General features: G+C 65.1%; 9 protein-coding genes. 3 read left to right on the top strand and 6 right to left on the bottom strand.

The window, feature by feature from the left end; genetic code table 11:
- Positions 1-5: 5 nt before the first annotated feature.
- The 4 genes from ACLEJW_RS12090 to ACLEJW_RS12075 form a co-directional block, all read right to left on the bottom strand.
- The gene (locus tag ACLEJW_RS12090; RefSeq protein WP_440777606.1) at positions 6-1,721 is read right to left on the bottom strand and encodes a prenyltransferase/squalene oxidase repeat-containing protein; all 1,716 of its coding nucleotides are present in this window, start codon (positions 1,719-1,721) and stop codon (positions 6-8) included.
- The gene (locus ACLEJW_RS12085) at positions 1,718-3,034 is read right to left on the bottom strand and encodes an AMP-binding protein (protein WP_440777605.1); all 1,317 of its coding nucleotides are present in this window, start codon (positions 3,032-3,034) and stop codon (positions 1,718-1,720) included. Before ACLEJW_RS12085 ends, ACLEJW_RS12090 begins: the two co-directional genes overlap by 4 nt.
- A 248-nt stretch (positions 3,035-3,282) precedes the next feature.
- Positions 3,283-4,425, bottom strand: a complete 1,143-nt coding sequence (locus ACLEJW_RS12080; protein WP_440777604.1) for a glycerate kinase — start codon at positions 4,423-4,425, stop codon at positions 3,283-3,285.
- A gap of 109 nt (positions 4,426-4,534) precedes the next feature.
- Positions 4,535-5,632, bottom strand: coding sequence for a sugar diacid recognition domain-containing protein (locus ACLEJW_RS12075; RefSeq protein WP_440777603.1), 1,098 nt, complete (start codon positions 5,630-5,632; stop codon positions 4,535-4,537).
- Between the two features lie 164 nt (positions 5,633-5,796).
- Between ACLEJW_RS12075 and ACLEJW_RS12070 the strand changes: the two genes are divergently transcribed.
- From ACLEJW_RS12070 to ACLEJW_RS12060, 3 genes are all read left to right on the top strand, one after another.
- Complete coding sequence (locus ACLEJW_RS12070) at positions 5,797-7,125, top strand: MFS transporter (protein ID WP_440777602.1); 1,329 nt, start codon at positions 5,797-5,799, stop codon at positions 7,123-7,125.
- A gap of 137 nt (positions 7,126-7,262) precedes the next feature.
- Complete coding sequence (locus ACLEJW_RS12065) at positions 7,263-8,783, top strand: FAD-dependent oxidoreductase (RefSeq protein WP_440777601.1); 1,521 nt, start codon at positions 7,263-7,265, stop codon at positions 8,781-8,783.
- A 61-nt stretch (positions 8,784-8,844) separates the two neighbouring features.
- Positions 8,845-10,746, top strand: coding sequence for a sigma-54-dependent Fis family transcriptional regulator (locus ACLEJW_RS12060; protein WP_440777600.1), 1,902 nt, complete (start codon positions 8,845-8,847; stop codon positions 10,744-10,746).
- Positions 10,747-10,824: 78 nt separating this feature from the next.
- Here ACLEJW_RS12060 and aldA read toward each other — a convergent pair whose 3' ends face one another.
- Both aldA and ACLEJW_RS12050 read right to left on the bottom strand, forming a co-directional pair.
- On the bottom strand, positions 10,825-12,258 hold the full coding sequence (aldA, locus tag ACLEJW_RS12055; protein WP_440777599.1) for an aldehyde dehydrogenase: 1,434 nt from the start codon (positions 12,256-12,258) through the stop codon (positions 10,825-10,827).
- Between the two features lie 7 nt (positions 12,259-12,265).
- On the bottom strand, positions 12,266-14,434 hold the full coding sequence (locus ACLEJW_RS12050; protein ID WP_313294646.1) for a PQQ-dependent dehydrogenase, methanol/ethanol family: 2,169 nt from the start codon (positions 14,432-14,434) through the stop codon (positions 12,266-12,268).
- Positions 14,435-14,536 lie beyond the last annotated feature (102 nt).

Genomic DNA, 14,536 nt, shown 5'->3' with positions numbered 1-14,536 from the left:
AATTCTCAGGAAAGGTGCAAATTGGGCAGGCTGTCGCGCTGGCCATCGACATAGGCCTGGAGCAGCCGGCCCAGGCACGTGGACAGGGGGTCCAGCCCCTGCAGGAACAGCGGCGACCAGGCATAGCCGGCCGGCCCACGGACCTTGTCGAGGAAAAACCGCAGGCGCGCAGCGTCGACCGGCAGGCCGAGCTGCACCGCCAGGGCCACCGCCTGGTAGGTACTGAGCAGATCGGGAATGCGCTGCCCCTGGTTGGCAAAACCACCCTGGCGCACCTGGTGCGCGGCCAGTAGCTCGGTCGCCGCCTGGTTCACCGTGTGCCCCAAGTGGGCCAGACAGCCCAGGGCCTGCAGCCCCGCGCGCAGTGAGGGTTCGCCACCTGGATACGAGGCGTGTTGCCGGCCTTGCCGGCACCTGTCGATGAATGCCTCGATGGCGGCCATGTCGACACGCGTCTCGACCCCGAGCTGACGCACGATCGATACCGCCGAGGCCGTGGACACCATGTCCGACCCGCGCCCCTCCCAGAAGCCAAAACCACCGTCAGGATTTTGCAGCGTGGCCAGCCACTGGCCGATCGCCGCGCGCGGCGCCGCCTGCTCGGTGAATGCGCCCGCCGCCAAGCCCCAGTTGGTGCAGCGCACTTCGGCACCGCGGCCGGGCATGTACATGATTCCCGGTTCGTTGGGCATCTGGCAGCCCTCGATCCAGCGCAAGGCAGCCGCGCGCTGTGGCTCGGCCAACTCGTCGCCCAGCAGCGCAGCGGCTGTGGTCAGTACATCGGCGGCGGTCGCCACCTGGCGATAGCTGTAGCCCCCCTGTGGCATCGCCAGGCTGCCGAGAAAGGCCGCCACCGGTTCAGCCACGCGGGTCACCGACTCGCCCAGGGCCTTGAGCGTGCCCACTGCACAGAAGGCCGCCCAGACATCCTCGCCGTCATACCCGGCCCAGCGCACATAGGCACCGCTTGGCCCCCGCAAGCTATCGACCCATCTCGCACATTGCTCAGGTTCGCGAGGCCCTGCCTGCAAGGCCGCCAGGCTTGCCGTGGCGCGGTAGGTGGCCCACAGGCAGGGTACCTGCGCTACCTCGCTGAAATGAAAGCCGCCCTCGCTCGACTGCTGCGCTTGCAACCAGGCGATCAAGCGCGCCTGGTCCCAGCGCGGTGCTGGCAGGCCCTGACGTACCAGCGCCCGCGCGGCCATCACGCCATAGAAACAGGCGCGCGTGTCGGCCACGTTGCGCAAGGCAAAGTCGGCCGACCAGCTGAGCCCGCCATTGGCGCACTGCAAGCCTTCAAGCCAGGCGTACAACGGGGCATGTTCGCGCACCTGGCCATTGCACACCTCGATCAAGGTGCGCAGCGCATAGTGGCTGGCCCAGGCATCGGCGGCTTGTCCAGGGCACATGGCATAGGCGTCACCGTCGAACAGGGTATGCAGCCACTCGGCGGTCCGCTCTGGCTGCATCAGTTCGATGCCAAGGTCGGCGAGGGTTTGCGTGCAATAAAAGGTAGCCCAGGCATCGGAGGCCATGCCCTTGCTCCAGGCGAAGCCACCGTCGCGGTTGCGCCGCGACTGGATGTAACCCTGCACGCCAGCGACGTCGGCCGTGTCGAGGCGTTCGAGCCATGCCAAGGTGCGGATCGCGGCGTACGTGCACCAGAGGTCCGGCTGAGCATTACCCAGGCCTTGACCCTGCGGGAAGCGCGGGACGATCATGACTGGCCACCGACAAAGCGCAGGTTGGTCTTCTTCCAGCTTTTTTGCGAGGCGCCGCTCTTGTTCAGCGCGGAGAGGTTGTTGACGAACACGATGCGCGCCAGGCGCAGCCCCATCGACTGCTCGCACCGCGCCAGCAGCTGTTGTTGCAACTGCGCTTCCTGGTCGGTATCCCAGATCACATCGCGTTCCAGGATCAACGAGGCGCTGTCACGCTCGCGGTCCACTTCGATGACGTAGCCGGTGGCATCGCACGCGCCGTACACCACATCCTCGACCGCGCGGATTTCCAGTTCGATCCCGGCGACCTGCACACTGTCGCTGTCCCGGCCGTTGACCGACACGGTCGGGCTGAGCGCACCTGGCTGCCACGGGCCGGTAATGCTCACGCTGTCGCCGGTGTCCAGGCGCAACAGCGGCCGGGCGTAGAGGTTCAGCGGCGTGACCACCAGCCGGCCAGTCAAGCCCTCGGTCGGCGTGACCAAGCGGCCGTCGGGCAACAACAGTTCGAAGTAATTCGTGGCTGTGGCAAGGCGCATCTGCCGGTCCTCACCGGTCGCCGCCAGCGTACCGGTTTCGGTGCTGCCATAGCTGGCGTCGAACACGTCGCACTGCCACCACTGGGCCAGGCGTTGGCGCAGCGGCTGGGTATTGACCTCCCCCAGCAACATGATTGCCTGCACCGAGCCTGCGTAGCGCTGCAGCACGTCGCGTTGCTTGAGGTAGCGCGTCAGTTGCACCAGGACCCCAGGGGCGATGAACAGCACGCTGGGTCGATAGGTCTCGAACAGGTTGCACAGCCGCTCCCAGTCGCTGATACCGGTGGTGAACGGATAGGCCCGGACATGGGAGACATCCAGATAATCGCAGACATTGGCGATGAGGTCGCCGACGGGAACGATATCCGAAGGCATCAGGTTGGCTACCCGCGCGCCAGGACGCAGCACCGCCTGCCAATGGCCGGCGACACTGACGACGTTCCAGATGATGTCCTGCTTCAAGCGCGGCGTCGGCGTGGGTACGCCGGTGGTGCCAGTGGTGGCGTAGTACCTGGCAGCTTCGTCCAATGCCGCCGTACAGAACGCCAGCGGCTGGCTCTTCAGGACGGCCTTCGGCGTGATTGCCAGGTTTTGAAACGCATCGAAGCTGTAGTGGCCGATGCCTGCATAGTGGCAACTGTGCTGCGCCCGGTTCCACACTGCTTGCAACTTGCGTTGGTAAAAGTCGGCGTCGGGGATGAGCCCCGCCTGCTGCTGAAGTTCCTGCTCGGCAGCCTTCAGCAGGCCGAAATCCTTGTCGCCGTGAATTAACATCGCCCCGCCCTCTTGTTTAGACAGCGCAGAAGAGTGGCGAGACGGTCGGGCCCGGTAAAATACTTATTTCAGAGGGCCCGTGATAGCTCCAAGGTATTATTCGCTACGTATAGAGGCCTAAACGGATTGTGTAGTGAGACGTTCTGCCTTGCAGATAGCGACAAACTCGCGTAATGCGGTCGCGCATGCCAATTGAAGGAATTTTCCCACCGAGCCCGAGGCGGCTGGCGAATAACAGCCAATAGCCATCAAGGTTTTGCCATCGCGCATTGCCAAAGCCGGGCGATATCTGCTGCACGGTCCTGTAATAGCTGGGAGGCGTTGGCGCAGGCCAATTCCAGGGTCATGGGCCCGCTGACTACGGCAAAAGCAGCATCGATACCCTGTGCATACAGCTGTTGATACCCTTCGCCTAGCGTGCCGGCGAGGACGATTACCGGTACCCCGTGTCGCTTGGCCACGCGCGCGACCCCCAGGGGCGTCTTGCCGCGCAGGGTCTGGGCGTCGAAACGGCCTTCGCCGGTGATTACCAGGTCGGCGCCCTGCACCAGCGCGTCGAGACCAGCCAATTCCGCGACCACCTCAACACCTGGGCGAAAACGCGCCGACATGAACGCCTTGGCCGCAAAGCCCATGCCGCCGGCAGCCCCGCAGCCGGGCAGGTCACGCCAGTCCTCGCCCAGGCAGCGGGCGCAGTGATCGGCAAAATGGCCCAGCGCCTGGTCCAGCGCCAGCACCTGCTCGGCGCTGGCGCCCTTCTGCGGACCGAATACCGCCGAGGCGCCATTGGCACCGCACAGCGGGTTATCGACATCGGCGGCCACTTCCACCTGCACTTCGGCCAAGCGTGGATCCAGGTCGCTGGCATCCAGGTGGGCCAGTGCTGCCAGGGCCAGACCACCCTCCTCCAGCGGCTGGCCGTCGGCGTCCAGCAAGCGCAGGCCCAGGGCGCGCAGCATGCCGCTGCCGCCGTCGTTGGTGGCGCTGCCGCCGATTGCCAGGACGATGCGCTGGGCACCGGCAGCCAGGGCCGAGGCGATCAGTTCCCCGGTGCCCCAGGTGCTGCTGCGACAGGCGTCGCGCTGGGCCTGAGGCAGCAGCTGGATGCCACTGGCCTGGGCCATTTCGATCACCGCAGTGCGGCTGCTGGCCAGCCATCCCCAGGCAGCTTGGACACCCTGCCCCAACGGCCCGCGCACGGTTTGCCAGCGCAGCTCGCCGTGGCTGGCCGCGACGATGGCCTGCAGGGTGCCTTCACCCCCATCGGCCATGGGGCACTCGAGCGTCTGCGCGGCAGGCCAGACCTGACCCACGCCCGACGCGATGGCGCGGGCCACGCCTGCAGCGTCGAGGCTGTCCTTGAACGAGTCGGGGGCAATCACGATTTTCATGGGCTTCTCCTGTCCTGATGGCAGCATGCTGACAGCTGCCAGGCCTAGCGACCTCGGTCGGATGCACAACAGGCCCCTGGCGTTGTTTGGGCAAACGCCTGTGCCGCGTCTACTCGGCCGGCAGCAGTTGCAAGCCCAGGTACAGACTGAGCAGGCCTTCCAGGCGCAACGGATCGACTTCGCTCAACTCGGCGATGCGCTCCAGGCGATAACGCAAGCTGTTGCGATGGATGCCCAACGCATCGGCGCATGCCTGGCTCTGACCGTCGTGGGCGCACCAGGTGCGCAGCGTCGTGAGCAGCTGGCCGCTGGCGTCTTTGCTGCGGATACGCTGCAGCGGTTCGAGCAGCTCGTCCAGCGCGTCATCGTTGCGATGGCGCCAGAGCAACGCCGGCAAACGGTAGCGTTCGAGGCTGAGCAGTTGCTGTGCGGGCAGCACCTCGCGGCCGTAAGCGAGCAAGTCGCGTACGCGGCGGTAGCCCTTGCGCAATTGCTCAAGGTTCTGCGCCACTCGTCCCGACGCCAAACGCTCGACTGCCCAGCCGTGGCGTTGCAGACGTTCGATCAGGCGCGCCTCGTCGACCGCCACCGCCGCCGGTCGACACCAGAGCAACGACTCGCGCGCCGGGCTCACGCACCAGCTGTCGGGGTAGCGGCTCAGCAGCCAGGCCGACAGGGCATCGGCCGGCGGCCCGGGGCGCAGCTCGAACAAGCAGGGCACCCGCGGCAGGTGTGGTTTCAAGCCCAGTTGCCGAGCTTCGTCCAGCAAGCGCAGGGAATCGCCGCTGCCGCCCAGCAGCAAGGCCAGCAGGTCATCGCAGCGCTGGCGCCGCCATTGCTGTTCGACTTGCAGATGGCGCTGCGCCAAGAGCATTTCCGCCGTCATGCGCAGCAGTTCGCCGTAGGTGCGCAGCTGCTGCGGATCGCCGGTCAAGCCGAGCACGCCCAACAGTCGCCCGTCGAGCATCAGCGGCAGGTTGACGCCGGGTTGCACGCCCTTCAGGCACTTGGCGGCCTCGACGTCCAGCTCCACGACCCGGCCATTGGCCAGGACCAACTGCGCGCCCTCATGACGGGTATTGATGCGCTCCGGCTCGCCACTGCCCAGAATCAACCCCTGGCTGTCCATGACGTTGACGTTGCAGGGCAGAATGGCCATGGCCCGCGCGACGATTTCCTGTGCCAGGTCATGGTCCAGTTCGAACATACGACGATCCTTAATGCGGGGCGGGGTTTGTACTGCAGCACAGCGCCATGCACGATACGCTGTGCAAAAGCACAAAGACAGGCGCGTCGCACTCCCCGAGACTCAACAGGGCGAGCGCCGGCACAGGCGACGCGGTGACAACCATAACAAAAGAGATCTCGATCATGGCACACAGCCCTGCCCCTGACCAAGGCACCGATAGCACCCGCAACGCGCTGTACCGGCGCGTCACCCTGCGGCTGATTCCGTTCATTTTCATCTGCTACCTGTTCAACTACCTGGACCGCGTCAACGTGGGCTTTGCCAAGCTGCAGATGCTCGATGCATTGCAGTTCAGCGAAACCGTATATGGGCTCGGTGCCGGTATCTTCTTCATCGGCTACGTGCTCTGCGGCCTGCCAAGCAACCTGGCGCTCAACCGTTTCGGCCCGCGACGCTGGATCGCGGCGATGATGATCGCCTGGGGTAGCCTGTCGACCTGCCTGCTGTTCGTTACCACGCCGACCGAGTTCTACACCCTGCGCCTGCTGACCGGCGCGGCCGAGGCCGGGTTCTTCCCTGGTGTGGTGCTGTACCTCTCGCGCTGGTTCCCTTCCGACCGCCGCGGTCGCATCATGGCCCTGTTCATGTCGGCCATTCCGGTTTCCGGGCTGCTGGGTGGGCCGTTCTCCGGCTGGATCCTCGAGCATTTCGCCGCTGGCCAACATGGCCTGGCCGGCTGGCAATGGATGTTCCTCATCCAAGGCCTGCCCACCGTGGCCCTGGGCGTACTGGCGATCAAGCTGCTCAGCGACGGGTACCAGACCGCAACCTTCCTCAGCCCCGCCGAGCGGCAGGTGATCGCTGCCGACCTGCAAGCCGATGCAGCGAGCAAACCGGTGACCCGCGGTGACAGCGTGCTGGCGGTGCTGCGCAATCCGCTGATCTGGACGTTCGGCTTCATCTACTTCTGTATCCAGAGCGGCGTTTACGCAATCAACTTCTGGTTGCCGTCGATCATCAAGAACATGGGCTTCGACAATCCGCTGTTGATCGGTTGGTTGAGCGCTATTCCCTACCTGCTGGCCGGGGTGTTCATGATCCTTTGCGGGCGCTCGGCCGACCTGCGCAACGAACGCCGCTGGCACCTGGTGGTGCCCATGCTGATGGGCGCGGTGGGCTTGCTGATCGCCGTCAACTTCGCCGCCACGCCGAGTGTCGCCATTGTCGGGCTGTCGATTGCCACCATGGGCGCGCTCACCGGCCTGCCGATGTTCTGGCCCATGCCGACCGCCTTGCTCAGCGCCAGCGCAGCGGTGGCAGGCCTGGCACTGATCAACTCGGTAGGCCAGATGGCTGGCTTCCTCAGCCCGTACCTGGTCGGGTTCATCAAGGACCAGACCGGGTCTACAGATGCCGCGCTCTATGCCCTGGCCGCGTTGATCGTGGTCGGCAGTCTGGTGGCGCTGCGCGCTACCCGCTCAGGTGCGCTGCGCAACGCGCACAGTCACTAAGCCGAGTCGTCGGCAAGCCCCTGGACGCGGGCTTGTCGGCGAGCGCCCTCGCCGCGCTGGCACCGATCGTCAGCTCGACGCACCCCTCGCGTTGTCCCGCCATCAAAGGTTGCAAAGGCCCCCTGTGGAGAAGCCCTGTGACCGAATACGCCGTGGCCCGTCTCGACCAACTCGATCCGCACCGCCCGCTACGGGTGCAGGCTGGCAATGAAGAAATGATCCTGGTGCGCCAAGGCCAGTTGGTGCACGCCTTCCAGGCCAACTGCCCGCATGCCGGAGCACCGCTGGAAGAAGGTGTTGTGTGTAGCGGCTTGCTGGTCTGCCCGTGGCACAAGGCGGCATTCGCCATCGACGAGGGCGCCGTGTGCGAACCTCCGGCGCTCATCGACCTGCGCCGGTACCGGGCCTGGGTCAAGGATGCGCAGGTGTGGGTCGATGACCGGCCATTGCCGCGCAGTGAGCCGCCACGCCACAGCGACGCCCGCACGTTCGTGGTGGTCGGTGCCGGCGCTGCCGGTTCTGCTGCTGTGGCAACCCTGCTCGATGACGGCTTCGGTGGCCGGCTGATCTGGCTCGATCAGGAGCGACAGCCGGCCTACGACCGTACCTCGCTCAGTAAATTCGTGATCGCTGGGCACATGCCGCCTGATGAAGTGCCGGCTTTGCTGGAGGCCGAGCAGTTGCGCAAGGGGCGGCTCGAGCGCAAGCTCGGCAAGGTGCGCACCCTGGATGTGAAGAAGCGCCAGATCACCCTGTCAGACGGCCAGCGGATCGACTATGACGCGGCTCTACTGGCCACCGGCAGCAAGGCATTGCGACCGCCATTGCCTGGCGTGGACTTGCCCGGCGTCTTCACCTTGCGTTCACGTGACGACGCAGCGCGCCTGCTCGATGCGGCCGAGCCTGGGCAACCGGTGGTCATCGTCGGGGATGGATTCATTGCTCTTGAGGCGGCCTCGGCCCTGCATGAGTACGGCGCCAAGGTGCATGTGGTGACGCGACACCCGCTACCTCTGGCCAAGCAACTGGGCGAACGCATCGCCCGCTGCATCCGTACCCTGCATGAGCGCAAGGGGGTGCATCTGCACGGCCCGACCGAGGTAGCGCGCATTCTGGGTGATCGTCAGGTCGAAGGCGTGTTGCTGGCCAACGGTGAGCGATTGCCAACCGCGTTGGTGCTGCTCGGCACTGGCGTGAAACCTGCCACGGCCTGCGTTCAAGGTCTGCCGCTGACCGATGACCAGTCGGTGCCAGTCGACGCCCAGATGCAGGCCGCCCCAGGGCTTTGGGCTGCCGGTGATCTGGCCAGTTTCCCTCACGCCGGGCAGACGACACGTATCGAACACTGGCGCTTGGCCCAGCAGCAAGGGGTGATCGCGGCCGCCAACATGCTCGGCCAACAGCGCCGCTATGACGATGTGCCGTTCTTCTGGACCTATCAGCATGGGCGAACCTACAAGGTGCTGGGGCATGCGCAGGCCTGGGACCGCATCGCGTTCATCGGCGAGCCCGAACAGGGCGACTTCATCGCCGTGCAATGCACAGGCACGCAGGTCAGCGCTGTGGTCGCCATGGGTTACTCCGATGCCATGGCGGTGCTGTCGCAACGCCTGAAACGGCCATTGTCGGTGGATGAGGCGCTTGCGTTGATTGGTTAGCCAAGGTGCAGAAAAACCGGCTATGGTTTTCCCAGATCAATAACAAGCATCGGGAGCGCCCATGCCCGCCGCACTTCGCGCCAGTGAACTGGCCGCCTTCGTCGACAGCCACTTCGCCCATCGCGGGCTGATGCCGGAAACGGTGATCGCCGAATCATGGTTTCGCAGCATCAAGCAGCATCACCTGAGCCCAGACCTCGGCCCTGTCGATAACGTGCTGAGCGCGGCCGAGCTTCGCCAGCATCAGGCGCAGCACGAGGCCTACCTGGCAACGGCCAGTCAGGGCGTGAGTGGCCTGGCGCGCCGGGTACTCGATGCCGGCTTCGCCGTGCTGCTCAGTGACGCTGACGGCGTTACCCTGGAGGCCAGACTGCCCGCCGATGCCCAGCGTTACACCCGCTCCGGGCTGATCGTCGGCGCGCGCTGGGACGAGTCCATCGCCGGCACCAATGGCATCGGCACCGCCCTGGCATCGCAACAAGCGCTGACCATCCACCGCCAGGAGCATTTTCTCGCCAGCAATGCCCGCTTGAGCTGCTCGGTCTCACCGATTTTCGATGCCCATAACCAGTTGCTCGGTTGCCTGAATGCGACCTGCCTGTACAACGACGGTCCCAAGCAGGCGCAGCACCTCACCCTGCAACTGGTGATCCTGTATGCACGGCTGATTGAAAACAGCCACTTCCGCCAGCGCTATCGCGACCGCCTGACGCTGGCGTTGAAACCCCGCGACGACTTTGCTGACCTGGCTGCCGAGCAGTTGTTGGCGCTGGATGAAGCAGGTCGGGTGATCGGAGCCAATCGGGCCGCGTTTCTTGCCTACCCTGGGCGCCCGCTGCTGGGCCTACACATCGATCAGCTGCTGGCGGCCGATATCGACCGCCTGCTCAATCTCACCCGTGGCGGCGCGCAGGGCGTGCAACTGCGCAGCCCGCACGCCGCTCAATTGCTCGAGGTGGGCCTGCGCGTACCGGGCGGCTATCGATCCAGCGCCGCGCTGCGGCCTGCACCTGCGCGCAGCAACCACCCCGCGCTGCAACAGCTGGCCGGCCAGGATGAGCAGTTGCTGAACGGCGTGCAGCGCCTGCGCAAGGTGCTCGACAAGGACATTGCCATTTTGCTCAGCGGCGAAACCGGCACCGGCAAGGAAGCGTTCGCCCGCGCCTTGCACCAGGCCAGCCAGCGTCACGCCAAGCCTTTCGTGGCGCTCAATTGCGCCGCGATCCCCGAATCGTTGATCGAGAGCGAACTGTTCGGCTATCGCCCAGGCAGCTTCACCGGGGCCGACCGCAAGGGCATGAAGGGCAAGTTGGAGCAGGCCAACGGCGGCACCCTGTTCCTCGACGAAATCGGCGACATGCCGGCGCATCTGCAAACCCGCTTGTTGCGCGTACTGGCCGAGCGCGAGCTGCTACCCCTGGGGGCGGCAACGCCGGTGGCGCTGGATATTCAAGTGATCTCGGCGACCCATCAGGATCTGCCGACAATGATCGTCGAGAAGCGTTTTCGCGAAGACCTGTACTATCGCCTGTGCGGCCTGCGCATGCACTTGCCGGCCCTGCGCGAGCGCAGCGACCAGCGCCAGTTGGTCGAGGAGCTGCTGGCGAGCCTCGCCCCCACCCTGCGCCTGAGCAGTGAAGCACGCGACCGCTTGCTGGGTTATTCATGGCCGGGCAACGTGCGCCAGTTGCTTAATGCGTTGCGTCAAGCGGTGGCGTTGGCCGAGGGGGATGAAATCGGGGTGGCCGATCTGCCCGAGGAGCTGCTGCAACCAGCGCCCGCCGCCAGGACTCAGGCGCTGGAGCAGCAGGTCGAACACACAGAAGCGCAGCATTTGCTGGCAGTCTTGCAGCGTCAACGTTGGAACATGAGCGCAGCTGCCGAGGCCGCCGGCATTTCACGCTCGACCTTGTACCGCAAGATGAAGCGCTACGGGATCGTTCAGCCGAATTTACTGGGTTGATTGCGTCGCGAAATGGGGGCGAAGCCCCCACCTGCTTTCTGTGCTTTCACCACAGCCTTATGAGGTTTCTCGCGACATTCAGCCTTGTATGTAAACCACCTGCGTGCGGGTGTACTCGTACAGGCCATGCTTGCCATCCGCGCCGCCGACGCCGGACTTGCGTGCGCCGGCGTGGAAGCCCTGCATGGCCTCGAAATTCTCCCGGTTGATGTAGGTTTCGCCGAAGTCGATCTCGCGACAGGCTTTGAGGGCGGCGTTCAGGTCGCGGGTGTACAGCGAAGACGTCAGCCCGTATTCGCTGTCATTGGCCAGGTCAATGGCCTCATCCAGATCCTCCACCACCTGGATCGGCAATACCGGCCCGAAAATCTCCTTGCGCATGATCTCCATGTCGGTCTTGCAGCCGGCCAGCACCGTGGGCTGGTAATGAAAGCCTGCCCCCAGGTCGGCGACCTGGCCGCCAGTCACCACTTGCGCACCTTGACCCACTGCCGTGCGCACCATCTGCGCTACTTTGTCCAAACCTGCCTGGTTGATCAGCGGCCCCATGTCCAGGTCAGCGTGTAGCGAGGGGTCGCCGTAGCGGGTCGCCGCCATGGCCTGGGCGACCTTGTCGACGAAGGCGTCGGCCACCGCGCGCTGCACGTAGACGCGTTCGGCACAGTTGCACACCTGCCCAGTGTTGATGACCCGCGAGGCGACGATGGCCTTGACCGCAAGCTCCAGGTCAGCGTCTGCCAGGACGATCGCCGGTGCCTTGCCGCCCAATTCGAGGTTGAGCTTGGTGATGTTCGGCGCCGCCGCAGCCATGATCCGCGCGCCAGTGCCAACACTCCCGGTGAAACTCACCAGATCCACCCCCGCATGGCTCGACAGGCCATGACCGACGCTTGCCCCCTTACCGCCGAGCACGTTGAACACCCCCGCGGGCAGGTCGGTTTCGGCCACCAGCCTGGCGAACTCATAGCAGTTGAGCGGCGTCTCTTCGCTGGGCTTGATCACGATGGTGTTGCCGGTCAGCAGCGCCGGCGCCATCTTGCGCGCGATCAGGAAGAACGGGAAATTCCACGGCAGGATCCCGGCCACCACGCCCAACGGCTTGCGCATCAGGAAGATGTGCTCGGCGGCGCGATCACTGGTCAGCACCTCACCCTCAAGGCGCCGTGCCCACTCGGCCATGTAGTCCAGGTAGTCGGCGGTGAAGTTGACCTCCACCTGGGCCAAGGCCGGCACCTTGCCGCCTTCCTGCGTGATGATGCGCGCCAGGCGCTCGGCATTGGCCCGGATCTTCAGCGCGATTTGCCGCAGGTAGCCTGCACGTTCGATGGCAGGTGTGCCCGCCCAGCGCTTTTGTGCCCGGCGAGCGGCATCGATGGCCCGCTCCACTTGCTCGGCTGGCGACTCCGGGACACGACCGAGCAACCGACCATTGGCAGGGTTGTACACCTCGATCAGCGATTCACTGGCGACGAAGGTGCTGTCGATGAAGTTCTGGTATACCGAATCGGTCATGATCATTTCACTCCTGTGGCTGATTGTCTGCCAATGGCGGCTGCATGGCGGGCTTGGCGCTGAACTGCTGCCAGATCGCACCCTCACGCTTGAGGTCGTGGGCACGCTTGATCAGGTACTGGTGCACCTGCTCGACCTGCTCAGGCTTGAGATTGTCGGCGAACGACGGCATGCCGTCCGGGACACGACCGCCATACAGGATGCCGAGGAACATCTGGTGCTTGTCCGCACTGAGTTTGCGCAGATCTGGCAACACACCGCCGCTGACCGCATGGATACCATGGCATTGGGCGCAGTTACCGTCGTACAGCTCGGCGCCGGCGGCGACGGTCTGCGCATCGGCAGTGAGCGGCGGCGGCTCGGGGGCACCGGCTGCAGGCGCCGGCTCACGCAAGGTAGCGGTGCCGCCAAGCTTGTAGGTCAGTACCTGGGAGAACGGCTGCACCCCCGCGCGCAGCGACAGTGCCCCGGCGAAGGTGGAAAACGCCCCGCCCCAACCGGCCATGAAGGTCACGTACTGTTCGCCATCGACCGAATAGGTAATCGGCGCCGCCATCACGCCGCTGGCCGCCGGCGACTCCCATAGCTTCTTGCCCGAGTCGGCGGCATAGGCGATCACCCGGCCGTCGGCGCTGCCCTCGAACACCAGGTTGCCGGCGGTGCTCAAGGTGCCGCCATTGAAAATCGTGATGTACGGCACTTCCCAGGCCGGCGCCTGTTTGACCGGGTCCCAGGCAATCAGCTTGCCCGACCAGGTCTTGGCCATTTCCAGCAAGCCATCGGGCCCTTCGGGCATCATCCCGGTGCGCAGGCCCAATTGGTAAACGCTCTTGAACGGATTGCGCTTGGGCGCCTCGGGGATGTGCTCGTAGTAGGCCGACATGATGTGCGCCGGGATGTACACCAGTCCCGTCTGCGGGTTGTAGGACATTGGATGCCAATCGTGCGAGCCCCAGAATGCCGGGGTCACCAACTTGCGCTTGCCGTCTTTCCAGTAGGCCGCCGCTTCGTCGTCGACGATGGGCCGGCCGGTCTTCATGTCGATGCCCTTGGCCCAGTTCACCGGAACGATGTTCTTGGCCGACAGCAACTCGCCGGTGGCGCGGTCGAGCACATAGAAAAAGCCGTTCTTGGGCGCCTGCATCAATACCTTGCGCGGTTTGCCGTCGATGGGCAGTTCGGCGAGGATCATGTGCTGGGTGGCGGTGAAGTCCCAGGCGTCGCCGGGGGTGGTCTGGTAATGCCAGGCGTACTCGCCGGTGTCGGCATTCACCGCAACGATCGACGACAGGAACAGGTTGTCGCCCTTGGCCTGGCTGCGCCATTTGGGGTCCCACATCGAACCGTTGCCGACGCCGATGTACAGCAGGTTCAGGTCCGGGTCATAGGCGAACGAGTCCCACGCGGTGCCGCCGCCGCCCCACTGCACGTAGGCATCGCCGTGCCAGGTCTTGCTGGCAATCGCCATGGCCTTGTCTTCGGGCGGCAACTTCGGATCGCCCGGCACGGTGAAGAAGCGCCAGGCCTGCTTGCCGGTTTCGGCGTCATAGGCGGTGACATAGCCCCTCACACCGAACTCGGCACCGCCGTTGCCGATGATCACCTTGCCGTTGACCACCCGCGGGGCCCCGGTGATGGTGTAGCTGCGGTTGTGGTCATCGCGGGTATCGACTGACCAGACGCGCTGACCGGTCTTGGCGTCCACGGCTTCCAGCCGCCCATCCAGCACGCCGACGTAGACCTTGCCCTGCCACACGGCGACCCCGCGATTGACCGCGTCGCAGCACGCCTCACCGGCGCGGTTGCGGTCCGATTGCGGGTCGTATTTCCACAGCAACTTGCCGTTGCGCGCATCCAGGGCATACACCACCGAGAATGGCCCGGTGGTGTACATCACGCCATCGACCACGATGGGCGTGGCTTCGACGCCACGGTCGAGGTCGAGCTTGTAGCTCCAGGCCAGCCCCAGCTGATTGACGTTGTTTTGATCGATGGCTTTGAGGGGGCTGAAGCGTTGTTCGTCATAGGTGCGGCCATGGCTCATCCAGTTGCCGGGTTCCTTGTCGGCGTCGATGATGCGCTGGCCGTCGACCTGCGCGGCGAAAGCAGGCGCACTGCACACCAGGGCCAAGGCCAGGCAGCGTGAGGCAAGGCGGTGCGGGCCGGATCGGTTCATGCTGATTCTCCGTTCTTGTTATGGCGACGCTGCAGTGGACGTCTGCAAGCTACAGAGCAACGCCCGTGCCAGCCCTGACGGTCACCCGTGTAGGCCACGTGC

Origin of the sequence: Pseudomonas sp. SMSB3, from assembly GCF_052041965.1 — a bacterium.
Lineage (GTDB): Bacteria > Pseudomonadota > Gammaproteobacteria > Pseudomonadales > Pseudomonadaceae > Aquipseudomonas.
The sequence above is the reverse complement of the archived record's forward strand: the minus strand, read 5'-3'. Positions and strand labels throughout refer to the sequence as shown.